Source organism: Methylocystis sp. MJC1 (assembly GCF_026427715.1).
Lineage (GTDB): Bacteria > Pseudomonadota > Alphaproteobacteria > Rhizobiales > Beijerinckiaceae > Methylocystis.
Window position 1 is genome coordinate 2,576,336 of the sequence record NZ_CP107558.1, and the last position, 18,637, is coordinate 2,594,972.

Here is an 18,637-nt window from a genome sequence, read left to right on the forward strand (position 1 = left end):
GACGTATCGCGAGGCGCATGATGCGGACTCCCGGCTTCTCCGATTTTTCGCGTAAGATTTGCATGACCTTCCGCGCCGCTGCACGGGAGGACGACGGAATGGTTGCCGTTCTTTTTGGCCTGACCCTTTTGCCGATCATGCTTTTCGTGGGCGCAGGCATCGACTTCATGCGAGTCGGGCGCGCGCGATCGGAACTACAGCAGGCGCTCGACGCGGCGACTCTGGCCGCCACAACAAATGTGGCGAACGCCCCCACGATACTCTCCACCAACCAACCCGACGCCTCGCTGCTGAAAAGCGCGACGGTGTCCTGGACAAAGAACGTCGATGGCTCGATTACCGGCGCGGCCAATGCGAAGGTGCCGACGACATTCCTGCAGCTGGCGCACCTCGATTCGATTTCGATAAGCGCTTCGTCAACTGCGACAAATCAGACGGCCCGTACGGCATCGGATGTTAATTTCACGCTGACCGGCGCCTATGGCTGGTATTGGAAAGAAATCGACCTCTATGTCCATACGGCCGGCGCATCCAAGGACACGATTGTTGCATCTTACTTCTATCAGCCGGTCGACCTGAGCGCTCAAGGCGGCCGTGGAACCGGAACCACGACAGCGCAATTCCTGTCAGGCGGCGCAATGGTCGCCGGGCCTGTGAATACATCGATTTCGCTCGGCTCGAATTATGACAATGCTTACCTGACCATGACGGTCTATTCGGACGGCTGCGGCCCGGGAATGGCGCCGACAACGTCGCAATCGGGGTCCACCACTAACTATAAATGCGTGGCATCCGGAACAAAGATTTCTCGCACCACCTACACCAAGACGGCGGCGCCGGTCATTTACAGCACCTCGAACGCCAATCAATCCCGCAATCTCTTCGTCAATGGCGTCAATATGTATTCGACCACGACCGCGCCTTCGATCGTGCAGCTCTTGCCCTGTGCGAAAGGCGCGACGACGGCGACGAACACCCACGCCTGGGAAGATACGCCCTATAACGGCTCGTTGACCGGCGGCAGCTGGTCGAACCAAGACATTTTCTTCAGCATCCAAACGACCTGCGCCGCGAACGCCTATTACGACGGCGTCCCCAAATTGACCAAATGAACTGGCGCCGAAAATAGCTTTCTGGCAATAGCCTCAGGCAAAACCCGGCGCGCGCAGGCGCACGACGCTCACGCCGCCGCCGCGCCGCTCCACGCATATTTTCGTCGCGATGCGCGCCTGCATGGATTCGACATGGCTGATAACGCCGACCTTGCGCCCCTGCCCTTGCAGATTTTCGAGCGCGTCGATTGCGACGTCGAGCGTCGCCGAGTCGAGCGCGCCGAAGCCTTCGTCGATGAAAAGCGTGTCGACGAAGGAATCGCGGCCCTCCAATCCCGCCAGTGCGAGCGCCAACGCAAGAGACGCGAGAAAGCGCTCGCCGCCTGAAAGCGAGCGGGTCGAGCGCCGCTCGTCGCCGAGATCGCGGTCGACGATCTGAAGCCCGAGCGATCCGATATCGCCGGCGCGCTCCAGCCGATAGCGCGGGGAAAGCAGAGACAGGCGGCGATTGGCGAGCGCGACGAGCTGTTCGAGAGTCACGCTCTGCGCGAAGCGGCGGAATTTGTCGCCTTCCTTCGAGCCGATCGAGGCGTTGATCTCGCTCCAGATTTTGCAATCGCCCTGCGCCGCCTCGATCTCTTGTGACAGATCGCGCGCGCGGCTTCGGGCGTCGTCGTCGCGCGCAAGTGTCGCCTGCAACGCGCCCGATCGTGCAGCGAGAGTGTCCAGCGTCTGCGTCAGCTCCGCTTGGCGCGCGGCGAGAGTCTCGCGCGCGATGTCGATCGGCGCGCCGGCCTCGGCTTCAGCAAGGTCGCTGCGACGCTGCGCAACGGCCGCCTCCGCCGCATGAAGCCCCGATTGCGCATCCTCGACGCGCTGCCGCATCGCTGCAACTTCCTCTCGGGGGATCGCAAGAAGCCGCGTCGCCTCCTCTTCGGAGAAAGCTGAAGAAGTGAGCGCCTCGCCAAAGACCTTACGCGCCGTCGCCAGAGAGGCTTGCGCCTTTTCCAAATCCCGCGCGGCGCCGGCGCTGCGTTCGTCGCTTGCGGCTTTTGCCTTATCCGCGACCGATAACGTCTCGCGCTTCGCCTCATGCGCCCCGCGCGCGGCCTTGTGCTTTTCCTCGAAGCGCGTGCGATGGGCGGCGGTCGCTTCCCCGTCGAGCAGCGCGCCGCGCTCCTCCCGTGACTTGGCAAGGTCTGCCGCGCGCGCCAGATGGTCAGCCGCCGCGGCCTTCGCCTGCTCGGCGAGCGTGCGCGCCTCCGCGTCGAGCGCCGCGATTTGCGGTGTCAACGAATTGAGCCGCGCGAGGGCTCGGTCATGCGCCTCTTGCGTCTTCCGATAATGCGCGCCCGCCTCTTCCAGCCTTTTACGGGCGCCAGCGCCATCGCGGTCGAGATCGTCCGTCGAGAGATCGCAAAGCGTAAGGAACTCCGAGAGCGAGCGGTCGAGCGACTCGATGCGTTCGCAGGCGCCCGCGAGCTTTTCCGTAAGCTTCGCCTGCGCTTCGCCTGCCCGCCGCGCGAGCGCCTCCGCTTCCGCGCGCGCCGCCTTGCGTCCCTCGATCGCGTTTCGCTTGTCATCCGACGCCTTGCGCAGCCGCTCGACCTCCAAAGACAGTTCGCGCGTCGTTTCTTGTATTTTCACCAGCGCCGTGCGCTGCGCACGCAGGTCTTCGAGCAAAGCTGCGATTTTCTCTCCAGCCCCCGCTATTTCTTCCGGGGCGCCGCAATGTGAATTTGCCAAAACCAGCGCCGCATAAGCACGCGCGGCGGTTTCAACCGCCGCTTTCGCCACGCCAAGACGCCGCGTCGCCTCGTCATGCAAGGCGCGCGTCGCCGCTTCATCGGCTGACGTTTGCGAAATGGCCTTATTGGTTCGCGCCAGCGCCTGACGCGCGGCGTCTCGCTTGGCGCGCAGAGCGTCCACGAGTTCGCGAGCAGCGTCCTGCGAATGTGCGAATGGATGCTCCTTCGCCCCGCAGACGGGGCAAGGCGCGCCTTCGTCCAAGGAGGTGCGCAGCCTCAGCGCATGCTGACCGGCGGCGGCGTCCGCCAATTCGCCGAGCCGTTCCGCCTCCGCGTTCTGCGCGGCCTCGATATCGCGCGCCGCCTGCAAATTCTCCAACTGTTCGACAAGCACGCCGTGCGCCGCGCCAAGACGAGCAATGTCCCTCGTCGCGTTTTCGACTACCGCCATCGCCTCGGCGTGGTCGCTGGCGCAACGCGCCATCGAAACCAACGCCTCTTGTGCGCCGGACAATGCGTCCGCGCGCCTTTGCGCCGCAGGGGCGTCGAGGGCCTGAAGCGCCGCTTCTCTTTCGCGCGTCTGCTCCAGCAATGAGTCGAGCTGCTCGCGATCCGCTTTGTCGGCAGTGTCGCAGGCCGCTCGCATATCGTCGGCGCGTTTCAGCTCTTTCGCGGCGTCTTGCAACGCCCGTTGCGTCTCGACCTTTTCTTTCGATAGAAGCGAGCGTTTGGCGAGCCAGTCCTCGACCTCCGCCCATCGTTCGCTCAATGGCCGCGCCGGCGCGAGCGCTTTCAACCGCTCACGCGCCGTCTCGCTGTCAGCGGCTGCCGCTTGTTCGTCCGCCTGCGCCTTGACGAGGGCCTCTTGCTTATCGGCGAAACGGCGCGTTGCAGCCGTTTCCAGATCGCGCGCCTTCTCGGCTTCGCGTTGCTGCGCCGCGATTCTCGCGTCGAGGGCGCTTGCCTCCTGCCAGAGCGGTTCGAATTGCTCGATCTCGCGCCGCGCGGCGTCCAGCGCCTCCATCGCCGCGCGTTCCTGCGTCCTTGCGTCCGCCAATACGGCGTCCGCTTTTTGCGCCTGCTCCTGCGCGAGCAACGCAGACCCCTGCTTTTCCCCCAGCAATTCTTCCGCTTTGCGAAGCTCCTCTCGCGGCGCGCGCAAGGGTTCGGCGCGGGCGAGGCTCGCGAGCGTTTGTCGTTGATGCGAGAGCGCCGCGAGAGCCTCGTTTGCGGCGTCGCGCGCGCCTTCCGCCTCGGCGAGCTTCTGCAGCGCCTGCGTGCGCGCATCGATGCGGCGCAATGCGTCGAGCGTCTCCTTATGCTCAGCCGCGAGGACCGAACGCTGCGCGCCGATCTCTTCGCTCTGCGCGATGATCGCCGCGCGTTCTTCCTCCGGCATGACGCCGATGAGCGCGCGCTGCTGCTCCAGAGCTTTCACGGCGCGCGCGGCCTCGTCCCAACGCTCATAAGCGCGTTTCGACAGCCGGCCGTAGATTTCGGCGCCCGTTATTTTCTCGAGAAGGTCGGCGCGCTCCTTGGCGTCGGCGCGCAGAAAGGCGTCGAAATCGCCCTGCGCCAAAAGCGCCGTTCGCCGGAACTGCTCGAAGGTAAGATCGGTCAATTCGACAATGCGGCGATTGACAGGCTCGACGCCGGATTCCAGCGTCTCGATCTTTTCGCCATTCTCGTCGATGCGCCAGAGACTGCGGCCGCGATTTTGCAACTTCCCAGCGACCCTGCCGCGCGCGCGCATGAGATCGCAGCGCGCCCGGTAGCGCCTGCCGTCGCGCGCAACGAAGTCAGCTTCCGCGAAACCGCGCCCTGCCCCGCGCCGCAGGATCGCGCGCGGATCTCCGGAGCTGAGCGTCTCGCCGGAGGGGTCGGGCGCGCCCTCCGCGCCGCCCGACGCCGCGACGCGCGGAAATCTGTCGTAGAGCGCCAGACACAGCGCGTCGAGGATCGTCGATTTTCCCGCGCCCGTTTCTCCGGTGATGGCGAAAAGCCCGGCCGAGCGCAAAGGCTCGCTCTCGAACTCGATTGCGAAGGCTTCCGCGAGACTTGCAAGATTTTCACCGCGAATCGCGAGGATGCGCATTACGCTTCCTCGGCAAGCTGGTCGAAGCAGCGCAGATGTTCATCCGACGGCGCGACGCCATGCGTCGCTTCGAAGGCCTCGCGGAAGAGGTCGCGCGGCTGGCGTTCGGCCAACCGTAGCGGCGCAAGCTGAGGCGCCTCGATCCTTTGCGGCCGCTCGACGGCGAGCGAGACGAGCCGGACGGGGAATTTCTCGCAGACAGCGTCGATCTCGGCTTTGAGCCCGACCGAAGGGCCGTTGACCCTGACCGCAAGATGCACAAACGGCCGCGCCTCGTCTGGGGTTTGCGGATCGAGCGCGAGAGAAGCGAGCGCGCCTTCAATTTCGCTCACGGCCAGAGGGCCCTGCTGCGGCAGACGCAAATGCGCGACGCTGCGCGTAAAGGCCAGCGGCTCGGCTGTCGCGGCGCCCGCCCCGCTGATTTCCACAAGCGTTACGCCATGCGCATAACCGATTTCGGATTTCGACATCGGGATCAACGCGCCGGAATAGCGGATCGTCTCGCGGCCGACCTTCTGCGGCTTGTGCAAATGGCCGAGCGCGACATAAGCGGCGTCGGGGGGAAATATGTCGGGCGGCGCGGCGTGCTCGCCGCCGATCAGAATGCGCCGCTCGGCGCCCTCGGATTCGAGCCCGCCCGCGACATGGAGATGCCCCGTGAGAACCAGTGGCGCAGCGCCGATCTTTGCCCGCGCGGCGTCGACGGCCTCGCGGTAGAGCGCCCGCACGCCCCAAACGACGGGAGACCCCGTCACATCCGCCCCGGCAATCGGCAGATCGGCGGCGCGGGGATAGGGTAGCGCCAAAAGATAAGCGCCGACCGCACCCGAGGCGTCCCGGATCGGCAGAAGATGCGCCGATAGGTCGAGCGCGCCCTCTCGCCGCGCGATAACGCCCACCGAATGCACCCCGGCGATCTCGAACAGTGCTCTCGGCGCCTCCAGCCTGCCGGCGGGATCATGATTGCCGGCAAGAAGCGCGATGGTCGCGTGCGGACAGGCGGCGCGCAGGTCGCGCAGCGTGTCATAGAGGAGCCGCTGCGCCTCGGCGGACGGGTTGAGACTGTCGAAAATATCGCCCGCGACGATCACCGCGTCGACGACGCGGACGCGCGCCGTCTCGACGAGCTGCGCAAGCGCGGCGCGATGCTCGGGCTCTCGCGACCAGCCTTGCAGGGCGGCGCCAAGGTGCCAATCGGCGGTATGCAGAAGTCGAATCACAGCGACGATAGTAAGCAGCAAGCGGCGGACCCGAGGCAAGCGATACGCAACTTGCCTGCCCGGGCCCGCCGCCCAGCCCCCCAACTCGTCAAACCGCGTTACGATACGCCTGACGCGAAAAGACGGTGAGGAACACGATCCAGAGATCGAAGGGCAGCGACCAATTATCGATGTAATAAAGGTCGTGCTCGATTCTCTGTCGGATCTTCTCCGGCGAGTCGATTTCGCCGCGCAGGCCGTTGACTTGCGCCCAGCCGGTCATGCCCGGTTTGACATTGTGACGACGCGCATAAAGCGCGATGCGCCGCTCGAAGAGTTGATCATGCGCCAAAGCATGGGGGCGCGGTCCGACGAGCGACATCTCGCCGCGCAGGACGTTGAGGAGCTGCGGCAGCTCGTCGATATTGTAGCGGCGCAGAATGCGCCCGATGCGGGTCACGCGCGGATCGTTCGCCGTGGCCTGCTTCACGTCGCGCCCGTCCTCCATCGTCGTCATCGTGCGGAGTTTCACGATACGGAATGTCTCGCGATTGAAGCCGTACCGGCGCTGATAGAAGAGCGCCGGCCCCTTGCTTTCGAGCCGGATTGCGAACGCGCAGAGAAGCAGCACAGGCAACAGCGCGGTGAGCGCGAGCGCCGAAACGACGATGTCGAAAGCCCGCTTGGCCGCCACCTCGAAGAGATTGAGCGGATCGCCCGAGAGGCTCAGGCTCGAAATCGCGCCGACCTTGTCGATATGCGCATTTGCGAAACGATCGAGCACGCGCTCGGGACCGAGATGGATGCGGGCGGGCACGCGTAGGAAGGCCGTCACGCATTTGTCGATCACATCCGTGCGCGACCAAGGCGAGAGGATGAAAACATCGTCGGGCCGAAGCATGCGCGCCGAGGCCGCCGCAAGCGTGAGGTCGTCGTCGAACGTATGCTCGGTCTCGCGCAGCACGACCGCAGCGACAACCGTCATTCCGCAGGTCCAGGGCTTGTAGCGATAGGTAAAGGCCTCGATGTCTTTCTCGAAACCGACGAGAAACAGACGCCGCGCGGATACGCCGCCCGAGGCCGCGCTCGCCCGCACAAACCGGCTAAGCGTCGCCCGCGTCGCGAAAAGCGCGACGAAACCCAGGCTTGACGTCAGCACAAAGCCGGCCCGCGACGTCTCTCCTGTGGCGTCAGACAGAAATCCGATGGCGAGCGCGAGGAGGCTGACGACGCTCCACAGGCTGAAGCAGCGCCACGCATGGCCGCGAAGCAGGAGGTAGTTCGCGAAAGAATATTCGTCGCGGACGACGTTCCCGAGCAGGAAAATCGTCGCGGCGACCAGACTCAGCTCGAGATTGACGGCGGTGAGAGCGCCATAGGCGAATTGGGCGGCGACCGAAATCAGTACGAGCGCCAGAAAATCCAGAGAGGCGGCAAGGAGCGAAAACGAGGCCCTCACAAAGGCCGTGCTTTGTCGGGGGGCCCAATAGGCCGCGCCGCGATTCGTCCCCGAGAGAAGCCGCGGCCGGGCCTTGTGGGCCCGCGTTTCAAACTGCGACGGCCTTTTCAGGAAATCAGCCTGGTGAGACAATGGATCGGCCCCCGATCGGCTCGCCTGCCCCAAAACGGAACAAATGCGAGGCTATTGCCGAATAGGAGCAAGTAACGCGCCCTGGCTTCCGCCGGGATCTGCCCGCCAATTATCGGGCGCGAAAAAACACTGCCTCGCGCAGAAATTAACTATTTGAAATGGGCATATTTCTGCTCGCCCTATACTTCCTGGCTGCCCCCAACGGGCGGCGCCATTCCGCTGCACAAGGCGCCTTCACAAGCCCGTCATCCTCCCTGTAACATATAGAGAGTCGCAAAAGGCCGGTGTGGACCTTGGCGCGGTCCATCGGGCCCTTCTCGAAAACGAGAGGCTTGGCAAGGTGACCGCTCACTTCAGACACCAATATGTCTCGCCGCAAGCTTGTCCGGCGCTGGTGCTCAATGCCGACTATCGGCCGCTGAGCTACTATCCCCTTTCGCTATGGGGCTGGCAGGACGCCATCAAGGCGGTCGTCCTGGATCGGGTCAATATCGTCTCGGAATATGACAAGACCGTCAAAAGCCCGAGCTTCGAGATGCGCCTGCCTTCGGTGGTCTCGCTCAAGGAATATGTGCGGCCAGCGCGTCAGCCGGCCTTTACGCGATTCAACGTCTTCCTGCGCGACCGCTTCACCTGCCAATATTGCGGGGCGCATGACGAGCTGACCTTCGACCATGTGATCCCGCGCTCCAAGGGCGGCGCGACCACCTGGGAAAATGTCGTCGCGGCCTGCTCGCCCTGCAATCTGCGCAAGGGCGACCGGCTGCCGCTCGAGGCGCATATGACGCCGGCGCAGACGCCCTACCAACCGTCGGTCGTCGACCTGCATCGCAACGGCCGCCGCTTTCCGCCCAACTATCTGCATGAGAGCTGGATGGATTATCTTTACTGGGATTCGGTGCTCGAGCCGTAAGGCCGAGCGAAAGAGACGATATGCGCTTAGTGGTCATGGCTTTCGGCTTCGTCATCGCTGTTGGCGTTGGCGCTTTATTTCTCCTGATTTCCGCTTTCTTCGATCCCGTGACACGCGAGGCAGGCCTCGCCTCCGTCACTGCCGGGCTTTTTGCCGTGCTGGATGAAGCTTTCGGCGAGGGCGATCCCGGACAGGCCTTCGCCACGCTGGGTTTTGTCATATGGGCCGTCGTCGTCGCGGTCTGCTGCGCGCCGCTCGCGGTGGCGGCGCTTGTCGGTGAGGCTGCAGGCGCGCGATCCATCGTCTGGTATTCGGGCGTCAGCGGCGTCCTCGCGGGCGCCTCGCCCTGGATCGCGCGCGCGTCAAAAGGGCTGGAGCGCGCGCATAAGGTCAGCGAGGCGGAAGCGCGGCTCGCGCTTTTATTCTTCCTTACCGGCGCTCTGACCGGCGCGATTTATTGGCTGATCGCCGCGCCGGCGCGCAAGGAAGCGGCGCCCGCGCCGGCAAGCGACGGGCGCGGAGTTTAGAGCGAATTCCACAAGAGCCGACACCTTAGGCGCCTGGAATTTGCTCCAGCTTTATTGAATTCGATTTCTTATCGCTCGACCGCTCAGGTCGGGCGGAAAGCGCGCGAACTGCGATCGCGTTGCTTCTTTTCCTCTGTGTAGCGCCAATACAGAAAAGCTGCGCCGAAGATAAACACGCCCGAGAGCAGCGCCGTCGCGTAGAATTGCAACGGTCCGCCCACGTTGATCGCAAAACGCGTCGTGCGCTTCGTTCCGGAGTTTTCCGTCACGGTAATCAGCGCAGCATAGGCGCCGCTCTCTTCGAACACATGCTCCACCGGCACGGCGCCGCCCGGGTAAAGACGCGGCGCAACATAAGCCACGGTGAAAGGCGTCGGATCTTCCTCTAGGGAGATCGGCCCATTTTTCTCCCGTACGATCCGCACCTCGATCGGCAACTGGCGCAGGCGCTCGGCGATGAGATCGACCGTGAGGATGATTCGGCCTGTCGACGGAAAATCGCCGCAGAAGCGATCGCGGGAGCGGTCGGGCATATAGGAGACAACGCCGATGAGATCGGGGCCGATTGAAATTTCGCATTGGTCGCGAATGGTTGAGGCCTTATCCATGCTGATGGCGTGTGCGGCGGCGGGCGCGAAAAGCGCGACGATGACGACGCCGCGAAGCAGACGCGCCAATGATCTGAGCGATGACATGATCTTCCTCTCCGATTAGGCCCGGCCGGCGTCGTCGCGATCACGGACAAGCACGCTGGAATCCCTTGTTTTTCTCGCATTTGCAAGGGGTCAGGATTGACGCCCCCGGCAGGAAGTGCTCTTAACCGCCCATGGCTGATTACTATTCGTTGATCTCCCGCGCCATTGCCGCCCTTCCCCAGCAGACAGCCGATGCGAGACAGGCTGTCTATGAACGGGCGCGCAAGGCGCTGTTCAATCAATTGAGAAGCATTCAGCCGTCGGTTGCGGAGGCCGATATCTCAGCCGAAGGCCGCGCGCTCGAAGAAGCCATCGCGCGCCTCGAACAAGAGATCGCGGCCAAGAGCGCGGCGCAGCCGCCCGCGAAGCCATCTCCCGCAAAAACAACGCAGCCGAGCGCGGCGGCTCCCGCGAAGCCGGAGGCGCCGAAGCAGCAGCCTGCGGCGGAGCGCCAGCAGGCGCCCGAACCGACAAAGCCCCCGGCGCCGCCGGAACCGCCCCCGGCCGAACGCAGCGTCGAAGAGGCTTGGCGCGACACGCTCGCCGCCTCCGAGACGGAAACCCCGCCGCGCGAGGCGCAGCGCCCCGCCGCGCCGCTGCCATTGCCGCCGCGCGCGCAACGGCCGACTCAACGCATATGGGCGCTTGCGGGCGTGCTGGCGGCGCTGATCGCCGTCGTTGGCGGCCTCGCCTGGTATCTGCGCGAACGGCCAGAAGATCTCGCGAAGCTGCAGCCGGCCGAAACATCGACCTCCGAGGCGGCCGAGTCCGGTAAATTCGACGGACGCGTCGCTGGCGGCGCATCTGCGCCCGCGCCTGTTTCAGGAAAGCGCTCGGTCGTCGTGCCGGTGGCGCAAAAGGCGGAATTGTGGGTCGCCACCTTGCAGGCGCCCGACAAGGTCGACCGCATCTATAACGGCACGGTCGTTTGGCGCCTCGAGAATGTCGGCGGCGGCCCTGGAGAGCCGGTGAGCACGGCGATCCGAGGCGACCTGGACATCCCAGACGGCAAGATGAAGCTGACATTGCTGTTCCAGAAGAACAACGACTCGGCGCTCTCGGCCTCCCACACGGTCAACGTCTCATTCAAGCCAGCGCCGGGGAGCCCGCTCGGCGGCGTGAAGGCGATCGGCCCGATCCAGATGCGCCGCGCTGACGCGCAGGCGGGGGAAAAGGTCTTCGGCATTCCTGTGCCGATCACCGAGAATAATTTCCTCATCGGCCTGATGCGCGGCGATCATGAAGCGCGCAACGTCCAGCTCTTGCGTTCGCTCGCCGTAATCGATCTGCCGTTGCAATTCGCCGATGGACGGCCCGCGACGATCAATATGGAAAAGGGCCCATCGGGAGACCGCGTCTTCGCGGACGCCATCGACTCCTGGACGAAGTAGACTTACGCGTCCTAGCGTTTTCGCTTGAATAGCTCGCATTGGGGATTGTCGTTCCCGGCGGGCTGAAAGCCCGACCAGGAATCGAGAGTCACAAATACGCTGGTTTTGCGCTGGATTCCCCATCCGTGCTACGCGCGTCGGGAATGACAGCGAACCAATCGCGCGGGTTCCGTATCAGATGAAGACGAGGCGATAGACGAAGGAATTCGCGCCCTTCCGGCTCACCCAGTCGCATTCCGGCGGCGCCGCGCCTTGATGCTTCGCCGCGATGTCCCAGGGCCGTCCCATCAACGCCTGCTCTTCGCCATCCCAAACGATCCAACCGAAATCTGGGTCGCGCAAAATCCAGATATCTTTGTCGGCGCGTTTGAAGCGCGGAAGCCCGTCCTCGTCGGCTGGCGCGGGGAGGAAGCGATAGACAGCGCCGTCGGAAAGGCGGCGCATTTCAATCGCGCGCTCGGCCATGGTTCTCCTCTATTCTTGGGCGGCGGCCTCCACTTGCGCAGGACCGTGGCTCGGCTCCAGTAATGCGTCGCCGTCCGACGGCGGCAATCGCCCGGCCTGAAGGAAGATCTTGTTGTAGATAGAAAGATTCAAGAACGCCACTGCCGCGCCGAAAAGTCCAGGCGCGTAAAACAGGGCGATGAGCAAGGGGTTGTCGGCGCGCCGGTATTTCCGAATGAAATCGAACACTTTCAGCATTTTTGGCGCATCGTCCAAAGCCTTGACGATGGCGTATCCCGCCGCGCCGACAAGCGCCGCCGGCAAGGTGTAGTACAATATGTTTTCAACGAGCAGTTTGTAGAGCTCGACAACGAGATCGAAGCGCTCCCACAAGAAGAAAAGCACTGGCGCAAGCAGAATGAGAGTGACGCCCCACGCCCGCGTGGGATCGGCATAGAAGGGTTTGAAGAACAAGTATTTCCCTATCAGGAGATGCGAAAGCAGCTTTTGCTTGTCGGTCTTAATCATCGACCGAATAGCGAGGAAACGCCACGGCCGCCGGGGCGCGCCACCGGGCGACGGCGCGCCGAGCCCCGCGTTGCTCTCATCGTGCTGAAGAAAATAGTCGATCAGACAGTAGCCGTCGTACATCAGCGTATAGGCTTCGACGTTCGAAAAAGCGTCGAGGTCAGTTCTGATATTGGAAAGGGCATAGATATGCCCGTCGTTCACGCCGTTGCACCGATCGACCGGTCCCGGCAGAAGCGGATATGTTGGATTTCCAGGGAAATCGTCACGCAGATGGAAAAAGACAAAGTTTCCGTCGCCTGGGCAATTACGAAGATTATCATAGCACTCAGCGCGAACGCGCGTCGCCAATATGTCGTTCGAGCGCGTAGCGACAGGCAGCAGCTGAATGTCCGGCGTGCGATTCCCATCCAATTGTCCGGATGCATCGCTGCAAATCATCAAGTCGCAATTTTCAGAAAGCAACGCCTCGACGCCCTGATTGTCGTAAACGCCGCCATCAACCAGCTCGACCACAATCTCTTCGCCATTCGCGCCCCGCGGATAAAGATCGTGGATCGCGAGGGGCGTAAAGATCGCGGGGACGCAGGCTGACGCGGCGACCGCTTCAGAAAGGCCGATCTGCGCCAGTTTCTTTTGCTGCTCCGGCGTCAAAGTGGGGTCCGAGTAACTGATCCGCGGCAATGGCTTTATCGTGCCGATCGGATTTGCCGACGGGACCTCGCCCAGGTCCGTCGCGGTGAAAACCCACCGGCCGCCGGTGTTCAACGACGTCGCGTTGATGTTCAGGATCGGAATCTTGAAATCTGAGGTTGCATTATACTGCCGCACATTAAAGCCGCGCGGCATCCAGGCTGGGGTGATCAGCAAATCCGTAAGCGGGATTTTTTCACCCGGATGCTTTGAGAATCTGCTGTAAAAGCACTCCTCATAAACTTCTGCGATGCGGTCGCTTCTCGAATAATCATCCGAGAAAATCATTCGGGCGTTGGCGACAGGATCCAACAGCGCCTTCATTCTGACATTCGTCTGGACCGCCGCCAGAAATTCGCTCTCGATCTCCGCGACGATGTCCACATAGTCCTGCGAAGTCGGCAAAACGGGTTCGCCATTCGCGTCGAGTGGCCTCTCCTCGAGCCGTTTCTTGAGCTTGAGATAATAAAAGGCGCCGATGACGGAGCCGCCGGAAACGGTAGAGAGCACATCGACGCGCCGCAGCAGGTCGAGCTCGGCCAATCGCGCCAGGACGCCGATATGGAAGAGCGAGGCGCGGAAACCGCCGCCGGACAAAGCGAGTCCCAACTTCTGGCCGGGCGCAAGGCTCCATACAGTGGGGATATAGGCGCCGACATTCGGCACAATGGCTTGAATCTGCACGATGGTTTGAATCTGCACAGTGGTCACAAAAACCTCCGTCACTGAAATGAAATAGAAGATTAACGCTCGTATCCGCGTTTTGACAACGGGTCTATCTTTCTTCTCGAGCTGGAGGCGGAAGCGCGGGCGCTATATCCCGCCGCTCTTTTTCACATCACCAGCGTCAGCTTTCGCGCGGCGCGCGTGACCCCCGTATAGAGCCAGCGGGCGCGATGTTCGCGGAAGGCGAAAGATTCGTCGAAGAGAGTCACATTGTCCCATTGCGAGCCCTGCGACTTGTGCACGGTCAGCGCATAGCCGAAATCGAACTCGTCCGAATCCTTGCGCATCGCGTAAGGAATTTCGCCCTCGCCGCCCTCGAAGAATTGCGGAATGACGGCGACGCGCTGGAATTTGCCCGCCTCGCCCTCCTCCGGCATGACGAGCATCCGTATTTTCCCGCGCCGAAGCGCGCCGGCGCTTTTCACCGTGAACAGCGCGCCGTTGAGCAGACCCTTCTTGCGGTTGTTGCGCAGGCAGACGAGCTTTTCGCCCGATTGCGGAAACGGACCCGTAAAGCCGCGCAATTCGCGCAGCCGCCCGTTATAGGCGCGCCGCGTCTTGTTCATGCCCACCAGCACCTGATCGGCGCCGGTGACGAGCACTGGATCGAGTCCTTCGCGCGAGACGACGCGCGTCTCGCCATAGTCGCCGCGCGTCAGCGTCCCGCCCTCGCGAATCGTCATCGACAGGCGGATGATGGGATTGTCGGAGGCTTGGCGGTGCACCTGCGTCAGCATCACATCCGGCTCGGCCTCCGTGAAAAAGCCCCCGCCCTTCACCGGCGGCAATTGCGCCGGATCGCCGAGAACCAGAACCTTCTTGCCGAAGGAAAGCAAATCGCGCCCGAGCTCCTCGTCGACCATGGAGCATTCGTCGATGACGATGAGCTTGGCGCGCGCGGCGTCGCTCTCGTCGTTCAAAACAAAGGACGGCTCCTCGGTTTCGGAATCGGTCGCGCGATAGATCAGGCTGTGAATGGTGCGGGCGTCCTTGCAACCCTTCGAGCGCATCACCAGCGCGGCCTTGCCGGTGAAGGCGGCGAAGGCGACGTCGCCGTCGACATGTTCGGCAAGGTGAAGCGCAAGCGTCGATTTACCCGTGCCGGCATAGCCGAACAGGCGGAACACCTGCGGGCCGCGCGGCGTCGCAAGCCATTTCGCGACGCTGTTTAGCGCATTCTCCTGTTCGGGCGTCCAGACGGGCATGGGTTCATAGGGCTAGAATCGGGAAGGCGCACGATGCCGGAGACCGCTCCCGCTCACAAGCCGTCGCGCGCGGGCATCACGCAGTCAGGCCGCCGAGCAGCAACACCGCGCCGAGAAAGGCCGAAACAAGCGCGTAAGCGGGCAGCTTCTCCTTGAATTGCATCCAGTCGACCGATCTGCGCAAGAAGCCTGTCGGCAGGAACATCGTCGCGAGCCCGCTGAAAAGGCCGATCCAGCCGAGCGCCGAGACCAGCGCCTCCAGCCATCCGCCCCAGCGGTTATGAGCCGAGATGACAGCCAGGCCGAAGACGAGGCGGAGCACGCCGATCATCGATTCGAAGACGGGATCGTGGGAGATGCGCTCGATCAGCCCCACCGCGGCTTCGCGGCGGAAGTAGAGCCATGCGGCGGCAAACAGCGCATAGGCGCCGATGAACTTGGCGAAAAAGGCCGTCAGCGGCGTCATGCGCCTCTCCAGACAGCCCCCTGCCCGGCTTAGCTTCTCGGAGATTAAACGGCCGCGGAATGACGCGCCGCGCCGGCCTCCAGATAGGCGTCGAAAGCCGCAGCGGCAAGGCGCACAAACGGCCGCCCACGCTCGGTGACGCTCACGCGCCGGTCGCGCAGTTCCACCACGCCATCGCGCTCCAGCCCGCTCAGGGATAGGCGCGCCTGATCGAAGGCGTCGACCGCAAAGCCATGCTCCAGCGCGACGGCGCCGAAATCGACGGTAAAGTCGCACATCAGCCGCTCGATAATCTCGCTGCGCGCCAGATCCTCGACGGAAAAGGCGAGGCCACGCGTGACAGGAAATCGATCCGCCTCCACGGCCCGCCGCCAGCCGGCGAGATCGGTGGCGTTGCCGACGAAGCCCTGCGGCAGGCGGCCGATCGAGGAAACGCCGAAGGGCAGCAGAGCGGTTGCGCTGTCGATCGTATAGCCCTGGAAGTTGCGGCGCATGCGCCCCTGTCGCGCCGCGACGGCCAGCGGATCGCTCGGCCGCGCGAAGTGATCGAGGCCGATCGCCTCATAGCCCGCGCGCTCCAACGCCCGACGCACCGCCGCGGCCTGGGCGAGGCGTTCGGCCGCGCCGGGCAGCGCGGCGGCGTCGATGAGCTTCTGGTTCGCCTTGAACCAGGGCACATGCGCATAGCCGAAAACCGCAAGCCGCTGCGGATCGAGCGAAGCCGCCATGGAAGCCGTACGCTCGACGTCGGCGACGCTCTGCAGCGGCAGGCCATACATCAGGTCGAGATTGATCGCGCTGACGCCGACGCCGCGCATCAGGGCGACGGCGCGCTCCACGATCTCGAAGGGCTGCACGCGGCCGGCCGCCTCCTGAACATGAGCGTTCAGATCCTGCACGCCGAAAGAGACGCGGTTGACGCCGGCCCGCGCCAGCGCCTCGGCCATATCCGGCTCGAGGAGGCGCGGGTCGAGCTCGATCGCATGCTCCGTCTCATGGGTGACGTCGAAGAGGTCGCGCAGGCGCTCGACGATCTCGCCGAAGCGCGCGGGCCCCAAAATCCCCGGCGTGCCGCCGCCCCAATGGATGCTCGCTACATTGCGCGCCCTTGTCGCGCGCGCGGTCATCTCCACCTCGCGCAGCAGCGTTTCCTTATAGGCGGTGAGCGGCGCCTCCTGCCGGACGGCCTTGGTGTGGCAACCGCAATAGGCGCAGATTTCCCGGCAAAAGGGCACGTGGAAATAAAGCGACAGCGTCGCGCACGGATCGAGGGCGGCAAGCCAGTCGCGCATCTCGACATCGCCGATCTCTTTCGAGAAATGCGGCGCGGTCGGATAGCTCGTGTAGCGAGGCGCGGAGCGTTCGGCGAGCGCGAGTGCGGCCGGGTCCATGGCGCGGGGAACTCCTGGGGAACAATTCTTACGAATTTATCCTGTTCGATCGCGCTGCGCAAAAGCCTCCGCTGCTACAGATTATCGCGCCTCAGAGCAGCGCTCCGGGCGCATTGTTTTCGACGACATCGCCTAAGTTAGCGGAATCTGAGCAGGACGTGCGTTGGCGCATGTCCGCTGAGCGGAAATGCTGCGAAAGCCGCCGCAACCGCCTTGGCCCGGCCGCATGAAAAGGGCAGACTGCACGCGATTCACCCACTCTGGAGCATGCGTCGATGTCGACCTCTTCCCCGCGCGCGGACAAGCTGCGGCGCCTCGGCCTCGCCGCGGCCCTGTTCGCCGCTTTGCCGATCGCCAACGCCGTCGCCGCCGGCGATACGGCAGGCCGTTACGGCATTCTGCGTGACGATAAGGATACCGGCTGCATGCTGACCCTGATGGGCGGCGGCAGAGCGCAACTGGCGCCCGCCTGCCGCGACAACGGCATTGTGGTTTTCGATCCGGTGAGATGGTCGATCGACCATGGCCGCCTCGTGCTCGTCGCGCGCAAGGGCCACAAGGCCCATTTCGAACGCGACAGCGCCAGCATCTGGCGGCGCGATCCCGCCGAGGGCAAATCCTCGCTCGCCTTCAAGCCGATCTGAAAAAAGGAAGCCTCCCGGATCGCTCCGGGAGGCTCGTCTTCCGCCGCCGCGCGAGAGGGGCGGGGGAGGGGGCGGCGGAAACTCGTAGAGAACGCGGGACGCAACAAACCTGGGGAGGACGGAGAAGAATTGAAAACGCTAATCGCAGACCTGGGCCCTGCGATAGCCGACCACATTCCCCCAGCCGTCCATGACGGGGCGATCGACGGGGTAGCAGTCGCCGTAATAGCCGCCATAGGACCCGTAGCGGGGCTGGCTCATCGCCCCGGCGGCGACGCCCAGCGCCAGACCACCGATCGCCGCCGCGGCGACCGCGCCGCCATTGTTCCAGCCGCCGTGATGTCCCCAACCGCCGCGATAACCCCAGCCGGGGCCGCCATAGCCGCCATGCCAGCCCCAGCCATCGGCGGCGGCGGGCGAGACGGCGCTGGCGCCGAGCAACCCGGCGAGAACCGTAAGAGCGATTGTCTTTCTGACATTCAGGCGCATTGGAGGCTCCCTTTGCTCGAGGCGTTTCGTCAACCTCGGCCTCATGAAGCCACTATCGCGCCGCGCGCCTGAACCGGAGGTGTCCGCGCCATTCAGCTTCCAGTCATCTTTTTGCGAATAGCGCCGGTTGCGCTTATTGTATTGCCATACTCGTGGTTGGCGGGGAGAGGCCGATTGACCGCCGAAAAGCAGATACGCCTAATGATCGCCGAGGATCAGAGCGTGATCCGCAAGGCGTTGGCGGCGCTCCTGGCGCTCGAGAAGGATATTGCGGTTGTCGCCACGGCCGCCGACGGCGAGCAGGCGGTCAGCGCCGCCCTCGCCTATGCGCCCGACGTCGTCCTGATGGACCTCAAAATGCCGCGCATGGACGGCATTGCCGCGACCCGCGCCATTTTGGCGAAATCCCCCCTGATCCGCATCATCATGCTCACGACCTTCGACGCCGACGAGTTTGTCTTCGAGGCGGTGTCCGCCGGCGCACAGGGCTATCTGCTGAAGGACGCCGAAGAGGCCGAAATCCTCTCCGCCATCCGCGCGGCGGCGCGAGGCGAGCCACGTCTGTCGCCGAGCGTCGCGGCAAAGATCCTTGCCGAGTTCCGCCGCGTCAAAATGCCTGGCAAGCCGCTCACGGCGGCGGCCAACGACGGCCAGGAGCCGCTCACCGACCGCGAGAAGGACGTGCTCAACCATGTCGCCGCGGGGAAAGGCAACCGCGAAATCGCACGCGAAATGGGCCTGGCCGAAGGCACAGTGAAAAATCACGTGTCGACCATTCTCGCCAAGCTGCATTTGCGCAGCCGGACAGAACTGGCGATACGCGCGCTATCGGAACGGTAA

Annotated in this window: 16 protein-coding genes; 6 read left to right on the forward strand and 10 right to left on the reverse strand. The window is 63.8% G+C overall.

All coding sequences use genetic code 11. The features are described from left to right. Positions 1–17 precede the first annotated feature (17 nt). Positions 18–1,112, forward strand: coding sequence for a TadE/TadG family type IV pilus assembly protein (locus tag OGR47_RS12535; protein ID WP_165051874.1), 1,095 nt, complete (start codon positions 18–20; stop codon positions 1,110–1,112). A 33-nt stretch (positions 1,113–1,145) separates the two neighbouring features. Here the strand turns inward: OGR47_RS12535 and OGR47_RS12540 are convergent, their stop codons facing one another. The 3 genes from OGR47_RS12540 to OGR47_RS12550 form a co-directional block, all read right to left on the reverse strand. Then, positions 1,146–4,895 (reverse strand): AAA family ATPase, encoded by a 3,750-nt coding sequence (locus OGR47_RS12540; protein WP_165051877.1) that lies wholly within the window; start codon positions 4,893–4,895, stop codon positions 1,146–1,148. Beyond that, positions 4,895–6,115: an exonuclease SbcCD subunit D gene (locus tag OGR47_RS12545; RefSeq protein WP_165052028.1), complete on the reverse strand. Its 1,221-nt coding sequence runs from the start codon at positions 6,113–6,115 to the stop codon at positions 4,895–4,897. Before OGR47_RS12545 ends, OGR47_RS12540 begins: the two co-directional genes overlap by 1 nt. Positions 6,116–6,203: 88 nt before the next feature. Next, positions 6,204–7,553, reverse strand: coding sequence for an exopolysaccharide biosynthesis polyprenyl glycosylphosphotransferase (locus OGR47_RS12550; protein WP_246729680.1), 1,350 nt, complete (start codon positions 7,551–7,553; stop codon positions 6,204–6,206). 526 nt (positions 7,554–8,079) lie between these two features. On the opposite strand from OGR47_RS12550, the gene OGR47_RS12555 reads away from it, so the two are divergent. Then, positions 8,080–8,598 carry an HNH endonuclease gene (locus tag OGR47_RS12555; protein WP_165052042.1) on the forward strand — a complete coding sequence of 173 codons (519 nt, stop codon included), beginning with the start codon at positions 8,080–8,082 and terminating at the stop codon, positions 8,596–8,598. 20 nt (positions 8,599–8,618) lie between these two features. After that, a complete protein-coding gene (locus OGR47_RS12560; protein ID WP_165051879.1) occupies positions 8,619–9,125 on the forward strand; it encodes a hypothetical protein in 507 nt (168 codons plus the stop codon). 83 nt (positions 9,126–9,208) lie between these two features. On the opposite strand, the gene OGR47_RS12565 is transcribed toward OGR47_RS12560, so the two are convergent. Further along, positions 9,209–9,820 (reverse strand): hypothetical protein, encoded by a 612-nt coding sequence (locus OGR47_RS12565; protein WP_165051881.1) that lies wholly within the window; start codon positions 9,818–9,820, stop codon positions 9,209–9,211. A gap of 131 nt (positions 9,821–9,951) precedes the next feature. On the opposite strand from OGR47_RS12565, the gene OGR47_RS12570 reads away from it, so the two are divergent. Then, positions 9,952–11,211: a hypothetical protein gene (locus tag OGR47_RS12570; protein ID WP_165051883.1), complete on the forward strand. Its 1,260-nt coding sequence runs from the start codon at positions 9,952–9,954 to the stop codon at positions 11,209–11,211. A gap of 174 nt (positions 11,212–11,385) precedes the next feature. On the opposite strand, the gene OGR47_RS12575 is transcribed toward OGR47_RS12570, so the two are convergent. From OGR47_RS12575 to hemN, 5 genes are all read right to left on the reverse strand, one after another. Further along, complete coding sequence (locus OGR47_RS12575) at positions 11,386–11,676, reverse strand: hypothetical protein (protein ID WP_165051886.1); 291 nt, start codon at positions 11,674–11,676, stop codon at positions 11,386–11,388. 9 nt (positions 11,677–11,685) lie between these two features. Next, positions 11,686–13,587 (reverse strand): patatin-like phospholipase family protein, encoded by a 1,902-nt coding sequence (locus tag OGR47_RS12580; RefSeq protein WP_165051889.1) that lies wholly within the window; start codon positions 13,585–13,587, stop codon positions 11,686–11,688. Positions 13,588–13,709: 122 nt separating this feature from the next. Continuing rightward, entirely contained in the window at positions 13,710–14,807 is a 1,098-nt protein-coding gene (locus OGR47_RS12585; RefSeq protein ID WP_165051891.1) for an ATP-dependent DNA helicase, read from the reverse strand. 76 nt (positions 14,808–14,883) lie between these two features. After that, complete coding sequence (locus OGR47_RS12590) at positions 14,884–15,273, reverse strand: hypothetical protein (RefSeq protein ID WP_165051893.1); 390 nt, start codon at positions 15,271–15,273, stop codon at positions 14,884–14,886. A 44-nt stretch (positions 15,274–15,317) separates the two neighbouring features. After that, positions 15,318–16,664, reverse strand: coding sequence for an oxygen-independent coproporphyrinogen III oxidase (gene hemN / locus OGR47_RS12595; RefSeq protein ID WP_165051895.1), 1,347 nt, complete (start codon positions 16,662–16,664; stop codon positions 15,318–15,320). Positions 16,665–16,939: 275 nt separating this feature from the next. Here hemN and OGR47_RS12600 point away from each other — a divergent pair, with 275 nt between their 5' ends. Continuing rightward, positions 16,940–17,308: a hypothetical protein gene (locus tag OGR47_RS12600; protein WP_165051898.1), complete on the forward strand. Its 369-nt coding sequence runs from the start codon at positions 16,940–16,942 to the stop codon at positions 17,306–17,308. Positions 17,309–17,446: 138 nt separating this feature from the next. Here the strand turns inward: OGR47_RS12600 and OGR47_RS12605 are convergent, their stop codons facing one another. Next, the gene (locus tag OGR47_RS12605; protein WP_165051900.1) at positions 17,447–17,797 is read right to left on the reverse strand and encodes a hypothetical protein; all 351 of its coding nucleotides are present in this window, start codon (positions 17,795–17,797) and stop codon (positions 17,447–17,449) included. Positions 17,798–17,971: 174 nt separating this feature from the next. On the opposite strand from OGR47_RS12605, the gene OGR47_RS12610 reads away from it, so the two are divergent. Next, positions 17,972–18,637 carry a response regulator gene (locus OGR47_RS12610; RefSeq protein ID WP_246729681.1) on the forward strand — a complete coding sequence of 222 codons (666 nt, stop codon included), beginning with the start codon at positions 17,972–17,974 and terminating at the stop codon, positions 18,635–18,637.